This is a genomic window from Pseudomonas bohemica, from assembly GCF_002934685.1.
GTDB lineage: Bacteria > Pseudomonadota > Gammaproteobacteria > Pseudomonadales > Pseudomonadaceae > Aquipseudomonas > Aquipseudomonas bohemica.
The window spans coordinates 154,632-173,396 of record NZ_NKHL01000119.1; the positions used below are offsets into that span (position 1 = coordinate 154,632).

Annotated in this window: 16 protein-coding genes; 11 read left to right on the plus strand and 5 right to left on the minus strand. The window is 60.3% G+C overall.

What is annotated here, in order from left to right; genetic code table 11:
• The first annotated feature begins 66 nt into the window (after nucleotides 1-66).
• The 7 genes from CE491_RS24895 to CE491_RS24925 all read left to right on the plus strand — a co-directional run bounded on the left by CE491_RS24895 (nucleotide 67) and on the right by CE491_RS24925 (nucleotide 8,520).
• Nucleotides 67-1,824: a carbamoyltransferase family protein gene (locus CE491_RS24895; RefSeq protein WP_110950991.1), complete on the plus strand. Its 1,758-nt coding sequence runs from the start codon at nucleotides 67-69 to the stop codon at nucleotides 1,822-1,824.
• The gene (locus CE491_RS24900) at nucleotides 1,808-2,938 is read left to right on the plus strand and encodes a glycosyltransferase (protein ID WP_110950992.1); all 1,131 of its coding nucleotides are present in this window, start codon (nucleotides 1,808-1,810) and stop codon (nucleotides 2,936-2,938) included. The genes CE491_RS24895 and CE491_RS24900 overlap by 17 nt, the downstream gene beginning before the upstream one ends.
• Entirely contained in the window at nucleotides 2,938-3,834 is an 897-nt protein-coding gene (locus tag CE491_RS24905) for an antimicrobial resistance protein Mig-14 (RefSeq protein ID WP_110950993.1), read from the plus strand. The genes CE491_RS24900 and CE491_RS24905 overlap by 1 nt, the downstream gene beginning before the upstream one ends.
• Nucleotides 3,831-5,240, plus strand: a complete 1,410-nt coding sequence (locus CE491_RS24910; RefSeq protein ID WP_110950994.1) for a PIG-L deacetylase family protein — start codon at nucleotides 3,831-3,833, stop codon at nucleotides 5,238-5,240. The genes CE491_RS24905 and CE491_RS24910 overlap by 4 nt, the downstream gene beginning before the upstream one ends.
• A gap of 68 nt (nucleotides 5,241-5,308) precedes the next feature.
• Nucleotides 5,309-6,265 (plus strand): glycosyltransferase family protein, encoded by a 957-nt coding sequence (locus CE491_RS24915; RefSeq protein ID WP_110950995.1) that lies wholly within the window; start codon nucleotides 5,309-5,311, stop codon nucleotides 6,263-6,265.
• A gap of 159 nt (nucleotides 6,266-6,424) precedes the next feature.
• On the plus strand, nucleotides 6,425-7,309 hold the full coding sequence (locus CE491_RS24920) for a glycosyltransferase family 2 protein (RefSeq protein WP_110950996.1): 885 nt from the start codon (nucleotides 6,425-6,427) through the stop codon (nucleotides 7,307-7,309).
• A gap of 59 nt (nucleotides 7,310-7,368) precedes the next feature.
• Complete coding sequence (locus CE491_RS24925; RefSeq protein WP_110950997.1) at nucleotides 7,369-8,520, plus strand: O-antigen ligase family protein; 1,152 nt, start codon at nucleotides 7,369-7,371, stop codon at nucleotides 8,518-8,520.
• A gap of 3 nt (nucleotides 8,521-8,523) precedes the next feature.
• On the opposite strand, the gene CE491_RS24930 is transcribed toward CE491_RS24925, so the two are convergent.
• On the minus strand, nucleotides 8,524-9,186 hold the full coding sequence (locus CE491_RS24930) for a protein kinase family protein (RefSeq protein WP_110950998.1): 663 nt from the start codon (nucleotides 9,184-9,186) through the stop codon (nucleotides 8,524-8,526).
• Between the two features lie 284 nt (nucleotides 9,187-9,470).
• On the opposite strand from CE491_RS24930, the gene msbA reads away from it, so the two are divergent.
• Nucleotides 9,471-11,273, plus strand: coding sequence for a lipid A export permease/ATP-binding protein MsbA (gene msbA, locus CE491_RS24935; RefSeq protein WP_110950999.1), 1,803 nt, complete (start codon nucleotides 9,471-9,473; stop codon nucleotides 11,271-11,273).
• 224 nt (nucleotides 11,274-11,497) lie between these two features.
• On the plus strand, nucleotides 11,498-12,919 hold the full coding sequence (gene hldE / locus CE491_RS24940; protein WP_110951000.1) for a bifunctional D-glycero-beta-D-manno-heptose-7-phosphate kinase/D-glycero-beta-D-manno-heptose 1-phosphate adenylyltransferase HldE: 1,422 nt from the start codon (nucleotides 11,498-11,500) through the stop codon (nucleotides 12,917-12,919).
• Between the two features lie 176 nt (nucleotides 12,920-13,095).
• Here hldE and CE491_RS24945 read toward each other — a convergent pair whose 3' ends face one another.
• From CE491_RS24945 to CE491_RS24960, 4 genes are all read right to left on the minus strand, one after another.
• Nucleotides 13,096-14,067 (minus strand): metal ABC transporter ATPase, encoded by a 972-nt coding sequence (locus tag CE491_RS24945; RefSeq protein ID WP_110951001.1) that lies wholly within the window; start codon nucleotides 14,065-14,067, stop codon nucleotides 13,096-13,098.
• A 36-nt stretch (nucleotides 14,068-14,103) separates the two neighbouring features.
• Entirely contained in the window at nucleotides 14,104-14,913 is an 810-nt protein-coding gene (locus CE491_RS24950; protein WP_110951002.1) for an aldo/keto reductase, read from the minus strand.
• Entirely contained in the window at nucleotides 14,910-16,085 is a 1,176-nt protein-coding gene (locus CE491_RS24955) for an NAD(P)/FAD-dependent oxidoreductase (protein WP_110951125.1), read from the minus strand. The genes CE491_RS24950 and CE491_RS24955 overlap by 4 nt, the downstream gene beginning before the upstream one ends.
• A 63-nt stretch (nucleotides 16,086-16,148) precedes the next feature.
• On the minus strand, nucleotides 16,149-16,481 hold the full coding sequence (locus tag CE491_RS24960; RefSeq protein WP_062379095.1) for a DMT family transporter: 333 nt from the start codon (nucleotides 16,479-16,481) through the stop codon (nucleotides 16,149-16,151).
• 106 nt (nucleotides 16,482-16,587) lie between these two features.
• Here CE491_RS24960 and CE491_RS24965 point away from each other — a divergent pair, with 106 nt between their 5' ends.
• Nucleotides 16,588-17,472, plus strand: coding sequence for a LysR family transcriptional regulator (locus CE491_RS24965; RefSeq protein WP_110951003.1), 885 nt, complete (start codon nucleotides 16,588-16,590; stop codon nucleotides 17,470-17,472).
• A 14-nt stretch (nucleotides 17,473-17,486) separates the two neighbouring features.
• Entirely contained in the window at nucleotides 17,487-18,761 is a 1,275-nt protein-coding gene (gene waaA, locus CE491_RS24970) for a lipid IV(A) 3-deoxy-D-manno-octulosonic acid transferase (protein ID WP_110951004.1), read from the plus strand.
• Nucleotides 18,762-18,765 lie beyond the last annotated feature (4 nt).

An 18,765-nucleotide genomic window follows, 5' to 3' on the forward strand; every position in this document is an offset into this window, starting at 1 on the left:
CGCCAGGCGCACCTTATTCGTCAGGCGCACGACGCCTGTCTGCAGACTTTAAGAGGCTAGACCCTAGTGGCATTGACGATCCTTGGCCTGTCCGGCGCCCTTAGCCATGATCCTTCCGCGGCCCTGTATATCGACGGCAAACTGATTGCAGCTGCCGAAGAAGAGCGCTTCGTTCGCGACAAACACGCAAAGAACCGCATGCCGTACGAGTCTGCGAAGTTCTGCCTGGAGCAGGCTGGCATCAAACCGTCCGACGTCGATGTGGTTGCCATTCCGTTCGCCCCAATCAGCCTGTTCGGCGAAGCACGCTGGCACTATGCTAAGCGTTACTGGTATGCCCCGGATCGGGCACTTGACGCCATTCTGATGGGTAATCGTCGCTACAAGCGCTATCGCAACAAGATCGTCTGGTGCCTCGAGCAACTGGGCTTCGATCCGAAGAAGATCAAGATCGAGCCGGTCGAGCACCACCTGGCCCACGCTTCCAGCGCCTATCACTGCTCCGGTTTCAAAGAGAAAACCGCAATCCTGGGGATCGATGGCAAGGGCGAGTACGCCACCACGTTCTTCGGCTACGGCGAGAACGGCAAGATCCACAAGATCAAGGAATTCTATGACCCGGACTCCCTCGGCGGCTTGTACGGCGCGATCACGGAGTTCCTCGGCTTCGAAATGCTCGATGGCGAGTTCAAGGTCATGGGCATGGCGCCTTACGGCGATGCCAGCAAATACGACTTCTCGCGTCTGGCCAGTTTCGAAAATGGCGAACTGGTGATCAACACCGAATACGCCAACGTCATCGGCCTGCGCCGCTATAAAGAGAAGGGCAAGGGCTTCTACTTCTCGCCCAAGCTGATCGAGTGGCTGGGTCCCAAGCGCGAAGGCGACATTGCCGACGAACCGTACATCCACTACGCGGCCAGCATGCAGGCGCTGTTCGAGAAGCTGGCGTTGCAGATGATGGATCACTACCTGGGCGATATCCTCAAGGAAACCGGCAAGATCGCGTTCGCTGGCGGCTGCGCACTCAACGTCAAGCTGAACCAGAAGATCATCGCCCGTCCGGAAGTCAAAGAGCTGTTCGTGCAGCCCGCTTCTGGCGATGCGGGTACGGCGGTCGGTGCTGCCGCTTACGTTTCCCACGCTCGCGGTGTACCGGTCGAGAAGATGGAACACGTCTACCTCGGCCCGTCGTACAGCAACGAAGACGTAATCGCGGCGTGTGCCCGCCATCCGAGCCGGCCTGCATGGCGCAAGCTTGAGAACATGCCCGAGCAGATCGCCAGGATCATGGTCGACGGCAACCCGGTGGCCTGGTTCCAGGGCCGCATGGAGTTCGGCCCGCGCGCGCTGGGCGGTCGTTCGATCATCGGCTGCCCGAGCGTGGCCGGCGTTGCCGACCGCATCAACCACCAGATCAAGTTCCGCGAGCGCTGGAGGCCTTTCTGCCCGTCGATGCTCGACACCGTTGCGCCACAGATGATCAAGATCGATCACCCGGCGCCGTTCATGACCTTCACCTTTGAAGTCGCCGAAGAGTGGAAGACCCGCGTGCCGGAAGTCGTCCACGAAGACGGCACATCCCGCGCCCAGGTGCTCAAGCGCGAATACAACCCGCGTTACTACGACATGATGAAGGCGCTGGAAAACCTGACCGGTAACGGCGTGTCGCTGAACACCTCGCTCAACCGTCGCGGCGAGCCGATGATCTGCTCGCCAACCGACGCCCTGAACATGTTCTTCGGCTCGGACCTGCAGTACCTGATCATGGAAGACATCCTGGTGGTCAAAGAGGGCGCGGATACCTATGACACGCTCGGCTGAGCGCCATGTATTGCAGTTCTGCCACGGCTATGACGGGCCGTTTCTCGACTGCGCCCGTCAATACGCCAGCCTTTTCGCGGGCAAGGGATACCGAGTCACCACGGTATTCCTGACCGGCGCTGCCGACCCGGAAGTCGCTGCGGGCTGCGCTTCGGACGACGTGCTGTTCATGGAATACAGCTCCAGGGCCATTCGTGGCCTGAAGCTGGGCGCCATTCGCGATCTGCGCAAGATAGCCGCGTCCCGGGATTTTGCGTTCTGTATCGCCCACCGTTTCAAACCGATCTACATCGCGCTGCTGGCCACCGGGTTGCCGGTGATTGGCGTGCATCACGCCTTCGGCGACTATGAGCGCCGCAGCCGCAAGTTGTTCGCGCACCTGTTCCGCATGCGCCTCAGCCTTCTGGGCGTCTCCGATGCCGTGCGCGACGACATGCGCAAGTGCCTGCCCAAATGGCCGACCGGGCGTATTCAGACGCTGTATAACCGGATCGACATCGAGCAGCTCACCGCCACTCAGGTATCCCGCGAAGAGGCCCGAGAAGCGCTGGGTCTGCCGCAGGACGCCTGGATCGTCGGCAACGTCGGCCGCCTGCATCCGGACAAGGACCAGGCCACGCTGCTGCGCGGTTTTGCCCAGGCATTGCCGGCGCTGCCTGCCGATAGTCAGCTGGTGATTCTGGGCAAGGGGCGTCTGGAACAGGATTTAAAAGAATTGGCCATGGAACTGGGTGTTGGGTCGCGTGTTCTGCTGCTCGGCCAAGTGCCTCAGGCCAGTCGCTACTTCAAGGCCTTCGACGCCTTCGCCCTGAGCTCCGATCATGAACCCTTCGGCATGGTGCTTCTTGAAGCGATGGTCGCCGGGGTGCCAGTGATCGCGACAGCCGCCGGCGGCGCCAGGGAAGTAGTCGAGGGCGTGGGCATTCTCTTCCCGCTGGGCGATGCCGAGCATCTGGCCCAAGGGCTGAATCACCTGTCGCGACTGAACGCCGAACAGCGCCAGTCCTGCGCCGAAATGATGCTCGATCGCCTGCGTGAGCGGTTCTCCGATGAAGCTGTTCGCAATGTTTTCTGGCGTTTGCCGCAAGTCACCGACCTGACTGCGGTGTCCTGATGCTCAATCGTTTTCAAGCCTGGCGGGAACGTGGCTGGACGCCGATCGATGCGCCCGCCTATCAGCGCACCTGGGAGCGTTTTGGCGGCAGTGTCGCGACCCATCCTCTGGTGGTCGAGCGGCTGGCCGGGCTGGCGCAAATCCCGGTGCGCTATCTGGGCTGGGAGCAAGATGGCGAACTCAGAGCAGCGATCCCGACCTGGGGTCGCTCGCTGGCGTTGTCCAAGGACGTGTTGAAAAGCCGCGGCAAAAAAGGCCTGTTCGATTTGGGTAACGCCGAGCTGATCCTGCCGGCGGCAGCCGACGCTCAGGTGGCGCTGCGTCATCGTGGACGTTACCTCTCGCAACTCAATGAGGGGCGCATTACGACGCTAAAACCCCAGACCGAATCTCTGGCAATGGCCCGCACGCCGGAAGAACTGTCGAAGAAATTTCGCTACAACCAGCGGCGCGAACTGCGTCTGCTGGAGGAGGCTGGCGGCGTCGTGCGCCCTATCACTGATTTCAGCAGCGCCGAGATCGCGCGCATGTATTGCGATCTGTTCCAGCGCCGCTGGGGTTTCGCGGCCACCGGCGCCGAGCGCATGGCGGAAGTTGTCGAGCTGCTGCGCGATCTGCTTATCGGGTCAGTGATCTTCCTCAACGACGCGCCGATTGCCATTCAACTGATTTACCGCGTCGAAGCGCCGGAGTGGGTCAGCATCGAATACGTCAATGGCGGCGTCGACCCTGAAACCCGAGACTTCAGCCCCGGCAGCGTGTTGAGTTTCATCAATACGCAGAGCGCCTGGGAAGACGCGCGGATGCGGGCCAAGGCACTGCGCTTTTCCTTCGGTCGCGCCGATCGTGAGTACAAGGATCGTTGGTGCAATCCCGTACCGGTGTTTCAGATTTGAGCCGCAAACAGGCATTGCTCAAACGCCACCGCCGCAACAAGCGCGTGGCGTTGCTGGTGGCATTGGTCATTCTGGTGCTGCTTGGCATGCTGGTGACGTGGTGGTTGCCGCTGGTGCTGGCGGTACTGGGTTGGGTGGGGCACGAGGCCTGGTTCTCTGATCATTTGTTCTACTCGCCAGGTGATGACTACCTTTACCAGTTTCCGGCACAAAACGAAGTGCCCGGCGCCGCTTTGCAGGGCGACCTGCTGACGGTCGATCAGGTGCCCCAACTCAATGGCTTCGAAACCCTGGTGCTGGCGGTATCAATCAAAAGCTCATGGCTGGGGCGTTTTCTCGACCCTACCGTTGAATTGAGCAGTGGCCAGATGCGCGACAGTCAGGTATTCGAGCGCGGGGTGAAGGGCCTGCGTTATCTCAATCTCACAGGCTTCGGCGCGGCGCTGAATGCGGGCACCTTGCGTATCCGTGGACGCCGTTGCAGCCTTCACGGACGGCCGCGTCTTTGGTCATTTGCCCATGCCGACGCCCGACGTCAGCGCGTGATGGTCATTGCGCCCCATGCCGATGACGCTGAATTGGCAGCTTTCGGCCTATACAGCCAGGCTGATGAAAGCTGGATCGTCACCCTGACCGCTGGCGAAATCGAAGCCGAGCATTATCAGCAGATGGGTATGCAGCGGGCAGAGGCAGCCCGAATCAAGGGCCGTTTGCGCGCCTGGGACAGCATTACCGTGCCGCGCTGGGCAGGTGTGCCAGAGTCGCGCTGCGTGCAGTTGGGCTATTTCTGTCTTCAGTTACCGGCCATGCAGGCAGCCCCCGATCAGCCGATTGCCTCCCGCGAAGCCGATTTGTGCGATACGCGCATTTTCCGGCAGTTCAACAGCCTGTCGTTGCCGAGCGATGCCGACGGCGCGCCGACCTGGAACAACCTGATCGCCGATCTGCGTGCCTTATTGCAACAAGCACGGCCACAGGTGTTGGTCATGCCCCACGCGACCATCGATCCGCACCCCGATCACATTTGCTCCCAGGCCGCTGTGCTGGAAGCCTTGCAAGGGCTGGAGTGGCAGCCGAGCGTGATTCTCGGGTACGCCAATCATCTTCACGACAATGATCGTTGGCCGATGGGCGATGTCTATAGCGGCGTCGCGCTGCCACCGGTGTTCGACGTGTCACAGCCGCTGGTGCCCTACAGTATCGAGCTCAATACCGATCAACAGCGAGACAAGGCCATGGCCTTGGGTATGATGCATGACCTGCAGCCACCGCCACCGCTCAAACGCCGGATTCGGCGCTGGCTGCAGAAGTTGCTGGCCGGGCGACGCTGGCCGGCGGAAGGTGAAAACGAATTTTTCAGAAAGGCCGTGCGCCGTCACGAGTTGTTCTGGCGCAGGGAGCTCTGATTGCCCTCGATGATGATCATCAATGCATCGAGAGGCCGGGCTGAGATCTGGTTTTATAAAGGAAGCCCATGAAGGTTCTATTTCTGGTCCAGAAAGAGCAGCGCGCCATTCTGGATCGTCTGTACGAAGGCGTCGCGACCAACTGCGATTGCGATCTGCGATGGCTGACTTCAGACGAGCAACGCAATCTGCGGCGCTACTTCCGCCAGCACGTGGACGTGACGCAATACGACCGTATTGTGTTCTTTCTGCGTTTCAAGCAGGAAATCCGGCAGGCGAGCTTCATTCGTACGGTTCCGAACCTGGTGATTCTCGAACACGATGCCTACCAGAACTACATCCCTTGCAAGTACACCGGTAAGTTCAGCGCCCACTATCGCAAGTTGCCGTGGGTGCGTGTACTGAGTTCCGGGTTCGTGGTCAGCGAGCGACTGCGCGGGGAGGGCTTCGACGCGGTATTCGTGCCCAAGGGTTATGACCAGACGCTCCTTAGTGATCAAGGGCGTGAGCGGGACATCGAACTGGCGTTCGTCGGCAGCACCAACAGCGTTGCCTACAGCGGCCGCAAGGCATTGCTCGACGAACTCGGGCAAGTCGAAAAACTGGTGGTGACCCGTACCAAGTCCGGCGAAGAATATTGCCAAACCCTGAACCGCATTCGCTTTTTCGTCAGCGCGGACGTGGGCATGGGTGAGTACATGATCAAGAATTTCGAGGCGATGGCCTGCGGATGCGTACTGTTTGCCTATGATCAAGGCGAGGCTGAAAATCGTGCGTTAGGTTTGCAAGACATGCACAACGTGGTGTTTTACAGCGATATCCCGCAGTTGCAAGAAAAGCTGGCGGTCCTGCGCGATGACCCGAGTCTCGCTGCGCGTATTGCAGTCAATGGGCGCGATCTGTCAGTGTCTCAGTTTGGATTTGGGGCAATCGGCGCGCGAATCGTGCGTGAACTTGAACCGCCACTGCGCAAACAGGCGCCGGCGAGTAGGTTCGAGAGGCTGCGAGCAGCGTTAGGGATCTGATTTGAACGATTTATGTGCTGGCCATAATGATACTAATTTGAAATCAGATAATCTCCGCATGCCATTTTTCTCGCTATCAGACCGTCATGGAACACGCCGCCAGCCTCTGGAATCATGGTCTTTGCAGGCGCAGTCAGATGCCAAGGATCGAGTGCGGATATGAAATGGCCTTTAGTCTCGATTCTAGTGCCGTGTTTCAATCATGAGCTTTATATCGAAGAGTCGCTGCTGAGCGTTCTTGAGCAGGACTATGACAACTTCGAACTGATCGTCGTCAACGACGGTTCCACCGACGCCAGCGCCGAGAAAATCGAAGCGCTGCGTCAGATCCATGGTTTTCAGTTCTACCAGCAGGAAAACCAGGGGGTCAGTGCTGCGCTCAACCACGCGCTGAGCCACGCCCGCGGCGATCTGGTCGTCACGCATGACTCCGACGACGTGATGCTGGCTGGGCGCATTCGTCGTCAGGTCAGCTACATGCAGGAACATCCGGATGTGGGGCTGCTGGGCGCGAAGGTCATCTATATCGACTCGCAGGGCAGGCCGCTCAAGCACAAGGTTGCCAGCCATGCACCGGTGCAACGCTGGAGCTTCGACGAATTGCTGGCCGACGCCTATGCGGTTGGCGGACCAGTGGCCATGTACCGGCGCGAAGCCATCGACAAGGTAGGTGGCTACGATCCCTCGATCAAGGTCCAGGATTTCCAGATGACCTTGCGCATCGCCAAGGCCGGGTATCAGGTGCATATCCTGCCGGACCGGGTGACGCTGTATCGCCGCCATGAAACCAACATTTCCAAGACGGCCTACAAAAGCCAGTTGATTTACGATCTGAAAGTCATCGAGGCCTATCGGGACAACCCGGCCTATGACGCAGGACGCCTGGCGATCATCAACAAGGCGCTTAAAGAATCGGTGGTAGCGGACAAGAAGTTCGCGCGCGGGTTGTTTGCCAGCGTTCCGGTCCATCGCTGGAATCGAGTGACATGGAAGCGATTCAGGCACTTCGTCTTCAAATATAGAAAGCCCAAGGGTATCCAGTGAGTCAGTCTTTACAGGATCAGCAGTTGTTAAGCAGAGTCGTTTCGCAAGGGAACGCTCAGTTGCGCTCAATCATTGACCACCTGGGTGTCGCTGGCGTGCTGCTGGCTTTCGGTCTGTTCTGGAGCGTGGCGGGCGTCATGCTCACGCCGACGCTGAAGTTCTATAGCTGGCTGCTGACCGTCTTCGTTTACTTGCCCTGCCTTTACCTGATCGTTCGTTATTTTCATGAGTTTCGCCACACGGTGCTCAATCGGCGCGAGCTGTGGCTATTTCTGCTGCTCTTCGCCTGGTCACTGATCTCGCTGGCATGGAGCGTCGGTGCCGAGCGCTACCTGACCATCATCAAGCGGGAGCTGTTCTTCCTCATGCTGATCCTCGGCTGGATTGTCTGGGGGCGGACATTCAATCGCCCGCTACAGAGCATGATGATCCTGTGGGGCGGCATGGCCGGCCTTTATTCGCTGGCAGCCCTGATCGCCTACCCCATGCGCGGCATCGACCGGATGTACGGCTTCGGCGGCTTCATGGACAACCCCAATCCGGCGGGCTACACCATCGCCGCGCTGGTCGTGCTCAGTTGCACCTGGTGGCCACGAAAGCTCAGTGGCCAGGTGGTCTGGGCCCTGCTCCAGGCGTGTTCGGTGGCGTTTGTCATCATGACCGGCAGCCGCGGTTCGATCGTTTCCCTGATGGCGGTGGCCGCTGTGGTCGTGTTGCTTGGAGGCGGGCGCTTCTATCGTGCCCTCGCGATCGTGGCGTTGGTCGCCGCCGTGGCGTTGGCGATCTTCGAGCCGTCGATGCTGCAGCGTGGTGATTCCGAGCGCATGGTCTTGATCAAGGGCGCGCTGGAGCTGGTTCATCAGCGGCCCTGGCTGGGCGTCGGCCTGAGTAGCGATTACGAAGTGTCGGCGGGCGGGATCGTGTTCGGCCATTGCCATAACCTCGTCCTCGACACCGCAGTGCAGTACGGCATTCCGTTCACTGCGCTGTGGGTCTGGCTGTGGCTATGGCTCGGCTATCGCGCCTGGCGCCATCGCACGGAAAGCCTGGGCATGGCGATTCTGATGATCTGGGTGTTCGCCACTGTCGCTGTGCAGTTCGACGTCTTTACCGTATTTGGACGCGCGCGAGCGATGTGGATGGTGGTGTGGATGCCTTTCGTTCTTTCGCTGTGCCTTGGCAAATCCGAGAAAAAGGCAGTAGCTAGCTAAGCCTCACGCCTGCTTCGCCGACGCCAGGTGCTCGCTGAGTATCTGGCGTTTCCACTGATGAGCGCTGTGCTCGATGTAACTGTCGAAAAACAGATCCCCACCTTTTTGCAGCAGCCAGGCGTGGTCGTGCTTGTAACGACGCATGTGCTGGAAGTTGCGCAGGCATAGGCTTTTGCGCAACGGGCGACGCAGGATCTTCATGTCGGCGATGTCGATCAGGCCCAGTTCGTTTTCCGGCGTCATCACCACATTGCCCAGGTGCAGCGAGCGGAAGTAGATGCCCTGATTGTGCAACTCGGCGACGAAACGACCGAATTTCGTAATCAGCGCAGCATCCTGGAAATGCGCGGGATCAGCGATCAACTGGCGAAGGGTCTGCCCGGGCAGCGGCTGATAATGCACCACATCACGGGAAATATCGGCGACCCGGTAGGTGTCCAGCACATGCGGGCAGGGGATCCCTCGTTTGCGAAGGGTCAGCGCATTGCTGGCGAAGCGCTTGGCGTAGGGAAAGAACGCCGCCGACGAAATCAGCCGTTTGCGCCGGAACAGCTTCATGAAGTTGCCGTCGGTCAGGCGTAGCACCTTGTCCCCGAAGAAGTCGGCTTCTATGACTTCGGCGTCGCTGCGTAGGGCTTGGTAGTCAGCGTAGGCGAGTGCTCGCATGCGGGCTCCTTCGAAAATGGCGGCCATGATACCTCAGCAGCTTGCCCGAGGCCCAACCCTACCCTTGCAGGCAATGTGAAAACTGCTGCGGGCTGGGCGCCTTCGGCGTTAAGCACGCAATACTGCGTTTAAAGACGGGCGAAAAATGCTTGTTTGGAACACCTGGAGTCGGAGGCGACCCCGGCCGTTTTTCGCCCGTTTTTGCATTGTCTGCCTTCGCTCGCTACGTTTTCACACAACCTGCGTGTGTTAGTATTTCGGCTCTTTTTATCGTATCGATGACCATGAGCACGCCAGAGAAACGCGAATCCTCCAGCCTGAAAATCTATCTCCGACTGCTGACTTATGTGAAGCCTTATGTAGGCCTCTTTCTGCTCAGCATTGTCGGCTTCGTCATTTTCGCCTCGACCCAGCCCATGCTGGCCGGCATTCTCAAATATTTCGTCGATGGCCTGACCAACCCTCAAGCCGCGCTGTTCCCTGACGTGCCTTACTTGCGCGATCTGCAGTTGCTGCAGGCAGTGCCGCTGCTGATCGTATTGATCGCCGCGTGGCAGGGGTTGGGGTCTTATCTGGGTAACTACTTCCTGGCCAAGGTCTCCCTGGGCCTGGTTCACGACCTGCGGGTCGAGTTGTTCAACAAACTGCTGGTGTTGCCCAACCGTTATTTCGACACTCATAACTCCGGGCACCTGATCTCACGCATTACCTTCAACGTGACCATGGTCACCGGCGCCGCCACCGACGCCATCAAGGTGGTGATCCGTGAAGGCCTGACCATCGTCTTTCTGTTCCTTTATCTGGTGTGGATGAACTGGAAACTGACCATCGTGATGCTGGCAATTCTGCCGCTGATCGCGTTCATGGTGGGCAGCTCGAGCAAGAAATTCCGCAAGCAGAGCAAGAAAATCCAGGTGGCGATGGGCGATGTGACCCATGTTGCGTCGGAAACCATTCAGGGTTATCGCGTGGTGCGCAGCTTCGGCGGTGAGAAGTACGAAGAAGAGCGCTTCGCCAAGGCAAGCACCAGCAACACCGACAAACAGCTGCGCATGACCAAGACCGGCGCGATCTACACGCCGATGCTGCAATTGGTAATCTATACCGCCATGGCCGTGCTGATGTTCCTCGTGCTCTGGCTGCGTGGTGATGCGACGGCCGGTGATCTGGTGGCCTACATCACGGCGGCGGGTCTGTTGCCCAAGCCGATCCGTCAGCTGTCTGAAGTCAGCTCGACGATCCAGAAAGGTGTCGCCGGCGCTGAGAGCATCTTCGAACAGTTGGACGTGACACCGGAGGTCGATACCGGTACCGTCGAGCTGGATCGGGTGCAAGGCAATCTGGAGGTCCGAAATCTGAGCTTCACCTATCCGGAAACCGCGCGTCAGGTCTTGCACGACATCAGCTTCACTGCAGCCCCCGGGCAGATGATCGCGCTGGTCGGTCGGTCCGGCAGCGGCAAGTCGACGCTGGCCAACCTGATTCCACGCTTTTATCACCACACATCGGGACAGATCCTGCTCGATGGCGTCGAGATCGAGAACTATCGCCTGCGCAACCTGCGCAAACATGTGGCTCAAGTGAATCAGGCCGTGACGCTGTTCAACGACACGGTCGCCAACAACATCGCTTATGGCGATCTGGCGGGTGCACCGCGTGCCGATATCGAAGCGGCCGCAGCCGATGCCTACGCCAAGGAGTTCGTCGATCAGTTGCCTGAAGGCTTCGACACTCAGGTGGGCGAAAACGGCGTGCTGCTGTCCGGCGGTCAGCGGCAGCGTCTGGCAATTGCTCGCGCGCTCTTGAAAAACGCACCGCTGCTCATTCTCGATGAAGCCACCTCGGCGCTGGATACCGAATCCGAACGTCATATCCAGGCGGCGCTGGACCATGTAATGAAGGGCCGCACCACCCTGGTCATCGCCCACCGGCTGTCGACCATCGAGCGCGCCGATCTGATTCTGGTCATGGATCAAGGCCGCATCGTAGAGCGCGGTACCCACACCGAGCTGCTGGAGCAAAACGGCTACTACGCGCGTCTGCACGCGATGGGTCTGGATGAGCCCGCGCCGGTTGGGGCCATCTGACTCCTCTGTCCCATACAGCGCTTAAACCTGTAGGAGCGCACTTTCCCGCTAAGGCGTCAGGCCAGACACGTCAAAGTTGACTGGCCTACTACCTTCGCGGGCAAGCGCGCTCCTACAGGTAATCATCGTTCTACTGTTACACCGAGTTTCCCTCCGGTTCTCAAGCCTTTGCAAACCCTGTGCTAAGATTCCGCCCCTGTTCATTCTTAGTTACGGGTTGTTCGATGAAGTTGTCCATGCCGCGTTTCGATCAGGCACCAGTTCTGGTAGTGGGCGATGTCATGCTCGACCGCTATTGGCATGGCGGTACCTCGAGGATTTCACCTGAGGCGCCGGTTCCGGTGGTCAAGGTCGATCAGATCGAAGATCGTCCGGGCGGCGCCGCCAACGTGGCGTTGAACATCGCCGCACTGGGTGCCAAGGCGTCGCTGGTCGGCGTCACCGGTCAAGATGAGGCAGCCGAAAGCCTGAGCAACAGCCTAAAGGCCGCGGGCGTCACCGCGCGCTTCCAACGCATCGCCCACCAGCCCACCATCGTCAAATTGCGCGTCATGAGCCGCCATCAGCAACTGCTGCGCATTGACTTCGAAGAGCCCTTCGTTACCGACGCGCTAGCCCTGAGTAAGGAAGTTGATTCGCTGCTCGAAGGCGTCAAGGTGCTGGTGCTGTCCGACTACGGCAAAGGCGCACTGAAAAACCATCAGGTGCTGATCAAGGCGGCTCGTGATCGCGGCATACCGGTGCTTGCCGACCCGAAAGGCAAAGACTTCGCGATCTATCGCGGCGCCAGCATCATCACACCAAATCTCAGCGAATTCGAAGCCATCGTCGGCCATTGTGCCGATGAGGGCGAGTTGGTCGCCAAAGGCGCGCAGCTGATGGCGGAGCTTGAACTGGGTGCGCTGCTGGTGACCCGTGGCGAACACGGCATGACCCTGCTGCGTCCCGAGCAACAGGCTCTGCACTTGCCGGCCCGTGCACGGGAAGTGTTCGATGTGACCGGCGCCGGCGACACAGTCATCTCCACCCTGGCCGCTGCCATCGCGGCAGGCGAGGAGTTGCCCCACGCCGTGGCGCTGGCCAACCTTGCGGCCGGTATCGTCGTTGGCAAGTTGGGCACCGCGGCCATCAGCGCGCCTGAGCTGCGTCGTGCGATCCAGCGTGCCGAGGGTTCGGAACGGGGCGTGTTGAGCCTCGATCAACTGCTGCTGGCCATCGACGACGCTCGCGCGCACAACGAGAAGATCGTGTTCACCAACGGTTGCTTCGACATTCTCCATGCCGGTCACGTCACCTATTTGGAGCAGGCGCGGGCGCAGGGCGATCGTTTGATCGTCGCGGTCAACGACGATGCGTCGGTCAGCCGCCTCAAGGGCCCTGGCCGCCCGATCAACAGCGTCGACCGGCGCATGGCGGTGCTGGCGGGGCTTGGCGCGGTGGACTGGGTGATCAGCTTCCCTGAAGGCACGCCGGAAAACCTGCTGACCCATGTTCGGCCGGATGTGCTGGTCAAAGGTGGCGATTACAGCGTCGATCAGGTGGTCGGCGCATCGATCGTTCAGGCGTACGGCGGTGAAGTGCGGGTGTTGGGGCTGGTCGAAAACAGTTCGACGACCGCCATTGTCGAGAAGATCCGCAGGCAGTGAGTCGCGAGCCTCTCGCACTTCGCTGATCTGCAGGTATGACGCAGAACCTGTGGGAGTGAGCTTGCTCACGAAGAGTTCGGTACATCCGCCGTATTTTCAGCGGTTCGGATACCGTATTCGCGAGCAAGCTCGCCCCCACAGTTTTACGTGCAGCGCCCGACAGATGGGCGGCTCCTCTACGACTTATGCAACGTCTTGCGCGCAATGCGCAGCAGCTGTTTGGCTCCCACCTTCAACCGGCGCTTGATCCCGGTCTTCTTCGGTTTCGGCGGCGTCAGCCCTTGCTGCAGCAGCCAGTCCTTCCAGCGGATCCGCTCCTCCTTCACCACCCAGCCTTCCTGAGCGGCAAAGCTCTCCGCCAGATACAAGCCGCGCGTGCTGGCCGGTGTCAGCTTGTCATTCTTGAGGGTGTACAGCTCCGGCAACGGCGAGCCGTTTTCCAGTGGCATGAGGTACAAATCGGGTTTGCTGCGATTGAGTCGGGCGACCAGCTGATCGTTCTCCAGGCTCTCATCGACGTGAAAGAGGCTCAGCGGCCGCGCCTCTTTCGGCACTTCCAGACGCATGTCGTAGATCAATTGCAATGAAGCAGTCGGCAGATGGACGTACGCCCGAGGACGCTCGATCAACGTCATGCTGCCGCAACGCACGGGCCGCGCGGCGCCGGACAGCGGGCTCAGGCGAAAGGGCATGGCCTCGCGATAGTGCAAGGCAGCGGCATAAGGGGCGGGCAGCCAGGTGTCATTGAAGCGGCCGCCGAGCCAGCCTTGCGGCGTTTCAATGAGGCATTCCTCGGCCACTTCCTGGATCGCCGTGTGCAGCGGCAGATTCAGTTCATGGGCCGGGACGTAGCCGGAAATCAGCTTCAAGACCACATCGCCTCGGTCCTGGCGCCGCTGGCGTACCAGCACCCAGTAGTCGCGATTTTGCCAATTGAGGGTCAGTCGCACCGACACGCCAAGATTGGCCAGCTCAGTGGAAAAACGCTCGTTGTCCTCCACCTCGATCTTGCGCCGACGTTGCAGGGTCTGGGAGAAATTGAGCGGCATCCCGACGCTCTGGTAACTCAGGCTTTCGGGGGTGGCTTCGATGAACAGCGGCAGGGTTTTGAAGTTGCTTGGGTTCTTTCTTATAAGCGTTCGCGGCATATCGGCTCCTTCTTGCGTTGGGGTCGGCCGCCTGTATCAGGCTCGACGGCGAATCACATTGGCAGCGGTGGCTACGTTATGGGCCAGGTGCAGCGGGTTGATGGTCCCGACGATAGCACCGGTGACGCCAGGATGCTCAAACAGCAGTTCGAAACTGGCTTGCACAGGATCGACACCGGGACTCAGACAAACGTGCCCACTGGCCAGGGCTTTTTTGATCAAGATGGCTTTGTTGTGGGAAGCAGCGTAGTCCAGGACCGGTTTTTCGCCTTGCTCGTTGAGATTGTAAGTGACCATCGCGCAGTCACCCTCCTGCAACGCCAGCAAGCCTCCCTCAACGGTCTTGCCCGAAAAGCCGAAGCCGCGAATCTTGCCTTCGCGCTTGAGCTCGGCCAAGGTCTGGTAGACGCCGCACTCGTTGAGCACATGCAAGTCATTGCCGTCGGAATGCACCAGCACCAGGTCGATGAAGTCGGTTTCCAGGCGCTTGAGGCTGCGCTCCACGGACATCCGCGTGTGCGCTGCGCTGAAGTCGTGACTCGACCGACCCGCTTCGAATTCCTCCCCCACTTTGCTGACAATGACCCAGTCATGGCGCTGCCCGCGCAGCAAGGGGCCGAGGCGTTCCTCGCTGCGGCCGTACGCGGGTGCGGTGTCGATCAGGTTGATGCCCAGATTGCGCGCCTGTTTGAGCAGCATCCGCGCTTCGTCGTCGTCGGGAATGGTAAAGCCGCTGGGGTATTTCACACCCTGATCGCGGCCCAACTTGACGGTTCCGAGACCGATGGGGGAAACGTCGATGCCGAGGCCGCCCAGCGGTCTATGCAGATCGTGCAAGGTCTTCATGGCAGCAGCACATCCCACACAGGTTTGGCCAGTGGCGGCTTGGGCAGGTCGGTAGAGGTCGGCTGCGGGATCGGGTGAATATCGTCACGCGACAATGAGGCCAGGACACGATCAGCGAAGTCCGGCGCCAGTGCGAGCTTGGTCGGCCAACCCACCATCAGGCGTCCCTGCACGTCGAGGAAGGCGTTGTCCGGGCGCACCAGGCCGCTCTGCTGAGGCTCTGCGCGATTAACCCGCAAAGTGGTGAACTGCGCCTGACTCAGATCGACCCAAGGCAGCAGCTGCGAGAGCTCTTTTTTTGCGAATGCGATTTGCTCGGCGGGGTCACGGGCCACGCCGTCGGCTTCGGAAATATCGCCGCCCAGGTACCAGACCCACTGCCCACCGGCCGCCGGGTGGGTGGTGACGGTGATGCGCGGCTTCGGTCCGCCACCCAGGCAATGCGCATACAGAGGCTTGAGCGTTGGGCCTTTGACCAGAACCATGTGCAGCGGTCGGCGCTGCATGGCCGGCTGGCTGACATTGAGCGCCTTGAGCAGATCGGCAGTGCCTTCGCCAGCACTCAGCACCACGCGCTGGGCATGAATGTCGCGACCGTCGACCCGCAGGCCCACCAGTTCGCCATCATTGCGCAGTGGTTCGATGACCTCGCCTGCCAGCAGACTGTCGCCCGCCAATTCGGCGAGTTTTTTCACAAGACTGGGTACGTCGATCACCAGCTCGGCCAGGCGATAGACCTTGCCCTTGAAGCGCGGGTCTTGCAGAGCTGGGGGAAGCTCGCTGCCTTTGACCTGATCGACACGCCCGCGCACGGCCTTGCTGGCGAAGAAGCTGGTGAGGTTGCCAGCGATGGTGCCCGGCGACCACAAATAATGGGCCTCGGACAGCAAACGCACGCCGGACAGGTCCAGTTCGCCCTTGCCATCCAACGCTTCGCGCCAGCGGCGGGGCATGTCGGCGATGGCTTCAGAGGCGCCGGAGAGCGCGCCATGCAGGGCGTATTTGGCGCCGCCGTGAATGATTCCCTGAGACTTGAACGTCTGCCCGCCGCCGAGGCTGGCGCTTTCCACCACCACTGTCGAAAAACCCTGCCGACGCAGACGTGCGTTGAGCCAGAGACCGGCAACGCCTGCGCCGACAATCAGGACGTCGGTGGAAATAGCAGATGGCATGGACACCTCAAATGGCAAAGCGAATCGGGCCATTATAGGGGAAGCCGCTTTTCAATGACCTCCTTAATGACCGGCCGTTTTCGAGAACAGCTGGATCACCACCACGCCCGCGACGATCAGCGCCATTCCCGCAATGGCAGGCAGGTCGAGTTTCTGGCCGTAGATGAACAACGCAGCGATGCTCACCATGACGATGCCCATGCCGGCCCACACCGCGTAGGCAACGCCCACCGGGATGCTTCGCACCACCAGCGTCAACATCCAGAACGCCACGGCGTAACCGACGATCACTAACAGCAGAGGCAGCGGCGTGCTCAGGCCTTTGACGGCTTTCATGGAGACGGTGCCGATGACCTCGGCGCAGATGGCGATGGCGAGCAGGTAATAGGCGGACATGGCAGAACCCTCAATACAAAAGCAGTCTTCAATGCCAGCGATTCTAGAGCAATCGCAGATGGGGTAAAGTCATTACCTATCTCTTTAGCTGATAGGTTTTTACATCGTGGAGTGGAGCCTTGAGCAGATCCGGCTGTTCGTCAGCGTGGCCGAGAAGCGTTCTTTTTCTGCCGCGGCCAGAGAGTCGAAGCGTGCGCAGTCGGCGGTCAGCAACGCGATTGCCATGCTCGAAACCGATCTGGGCGTGAGCTTGTTCGATCGCAGCAGTGGGCGTCAGCCGCGTCTGACCGAGTCGGGGAGTGCGTTGCTGGAGGAGGCGCGAGAGCTGTTGCGTCAGTGCGATCGCCTCGATGGCCGCGCCCTGGCGTTGATGCGCGGGCAGGAAGCGTGCTTGCGTCTGGCCCATGACGAAGCGATGCCCTACCAGCCGGTGCTCGACAGCCTGGAAGCGCTGGATGAACGTTTCCCCAGTGTCGAGGTGCAGCTGGCCAGCGGTGCTCAGGGTGACGTAGCGCGCAAGCTGCTGGAGCGGCGTGCTGATCTCGGGCTGCTGTTTCACCACGAGCAAATGCCCGAAGCCCTTGAGCGGCGGGTATTGGGCAGTGTCGAAATGGTCACGGTCTGTGCGGTCGATCATCCGCTGGCGAGCGAGCCGCTGATCACTCGTCAGCAACTGGCGCGGCATCGGCAGTTGCTCATCGCGCCGCAGCAAAGCGGCTATCCGGGCGGCGAGCAGTTGAGCCCCCGCGTTTGGCGTGCAGACAGCTTTTACGTCATGGCCGAGCTGCTGATGCGCGGGCTGGGCTGGGCCTGGCTGCCGCGCCACGTGGTGCAGTATCCGACCTATCAGAATCAGATGATCGAGTTGAGCAGTGAATGGACACCGCCCGCGCTGGTGGTGGAAATGGTCTGGCGTCGGGACGAACCGCTGGGGCCTGCCGCCCGCTGGCTCGCCGAATGCTTCACCCATCATCTGAAGGCCATTGGCTGATAAACTCCGCGCCCATGAATAGAACTCTCTACACCCTGCTGTTCCATCTTGGCTTGCCACTGATCGTCCTGCGCCTGTGGCTGCGTGCGCGCAAAGCCCCGGCTTACTCACAGCGGATCAGCGAGCGTTTCGCTCGCGGGTTGCTGCCCATGCAAAAGGGCGGCATCTGGGTTCACGCGGTGTCGGTGGGCGAAAGCATCGCCGCCGCACCGATGATTCGCGCCTTGCTTGCACGTTATCCCCTGCTGCCGATCACCATTACGTGCATGACGCCGACCGGCTCCGAGCGCATCCAGTCGATGTTCGCCAATGAGCCGCGGATTCAGCATTGCTATTTGCCCTACGACTTTCCGTGGGCGGCAGGGCGTTTTCTCGATTACATCCAGCCGAAGATCAGCGTGATCATGGAAACCGAGCTTTGGCCCAATCACATTCATCAGTGTGCGAAACGTGGCATCCCGACGGTCCTGGCGAACGCACGCTTGTCGGAACGCTCAGCGCGTGGCTACGGAAAGTTCGCCAAGCTCACCCGCCCGATGCTGGCCGAAATGAGCCTGATTGCCGTGCAGACCGAAACTGAAGCCCAGCGCTTTCGTGATCTCGGCGCACGGCCTGAGCGCGTGACGGTGACTGGTTCGATCAAATTCGACCTGACCATCGACCCGCAACTGCTGCAGCGCGCGGCGCAACAGCGTGAAGCTTGGCAGATCACAGCGCGCCCGGTGTGGATCGCCGCCAGTACCCATGCCGGTGAGGATGAAGTGGTGCTGGCAGCCCATCGCGACGTGCTGAAACACCATCCTGATGCGCTGCTGATTCTGGTGCCGCGTCATCCCGAGCGCTTCACCAGCGTCTTCGAATTGAGCCAGCAGCAAGGTTTCAACAGTGTGCGTCGTTCGACAGCCGAGCCGGTGACAGGCGGGACTTCGGTGCTGGTCGGCGACACCATGGGCGAGCTGCTGTTTCTCTACGCGCTGGCTGATATCGCCTTCGTCGGAGGCAGTCTGGTGCCCAATGGCGGTCACAACCTGCTGGAGCCTGCGGCGCTTGATAAACCCGTCCTGAGCGGCCCGCACCTGTTCAACTTTCTCGAAATCGCCGCGATGCTGCGCAATGCCGGAGCGCTGGAAGAGGTTAGTGATTCATCGGGATTGAAAGCGGTGGTGCAGCGATTGATCGAACAGCCTGAGCAAGCGAAGGCCATGGCCGATGCCGGCCTGGCCGTGATGAAGGCGAATCAAGGGGCGTTGCAGAGGCTGTTGGATGGGATCGCAGGCTTATTGCGCTAAGCCT

Excerpts from the sequence above, each read along its gene's own strand:
- CE491_RS24900 (WP_110950992.1), top strand. The coding sequence starts at position 1,808 with ATGACACGCTCGGCTGAGCGCCATGTATTGCAGTTCTGCCACGGCTAT.
- hldE (WP_110951000.1), top strand. The coding sequence starts at position 11,498 with ATGAAGTTGTCCATGCCGCGTTTCGATCAGGCACCAGTTCTGGTAGTG.
- CE491_RS24930 (WP_110950998.1), bottom strand. The coding sequence starts at position 9,186 with ATGCGAGCACTCGCCTACGCTGACTACCAAGCCCTACGCAGCGACGCC.
- CE491_RS24950 (WP_110951002.1), bottom strand. The coding sequence starts at position 14,913 with ATGAAGACCTTGCACGATCTGCATAGACCGCTGGGCGGCCTCGGCATC.
- CE491_RS24920 (WP_110950996.1), top strand. The coding sequence starts at position 6,425 with ATGAAATGGCCTTTAGTCTCGATTCTAGTGCCGTGTTTCAATCATGAG.
- CE491_RS24915 (WP_110950995.1), top strand. The coding sequence starts at position 5,309 with ATGAAGGTTCTATTTCTGGTCCAGAAAGAGCAGCGCGCCATTCTGGAT.
- CE491_RS24960 (WP_062379095.1), bottom strand. The coding sequence starts at position 16,481 with ATGTCCGCCTATTACCTGCTCGCCATCGCCATCTGCGCCGAGGTCATC.
- CE491_RS24955 (WP_110951125.1), bottom strand. The coding sequence starts at position 16,085 with ATGCCATCTGCTATTTCCACCGACGTCCTGATTGTCGGCGCAGGCGTT.
- CE491_RS24945 (WP_110951001.1), bottom strand. The coding sequence starts at position 14,067 with ATGCCGCGAACGCTTATAAGAAAGAACCCAAGCAACTTCAAAACCCTG.
- msbA (WP_110950999.1), top strand. The coding sequence starts at position 9,471 with ATGAGCACGCCAGAGAAACGCGAATCCTCCAGCCTGAAAATCTATCTC.
- CE491_RS24905 (WP_110950993.1), top strand. The coding sequence starts at position 2,938 with ATGCTCAATCGTTTTCAAGCCTGGCGGGAACGTGGCTGGACGCCGATC.
- waaA (WP_110951004.1), top strand. The coding sequence starts at position 17,487 with ATGAATAGAACTCTCTACACCCTGCTGTTCCATCTTGGCTTGCCACTG.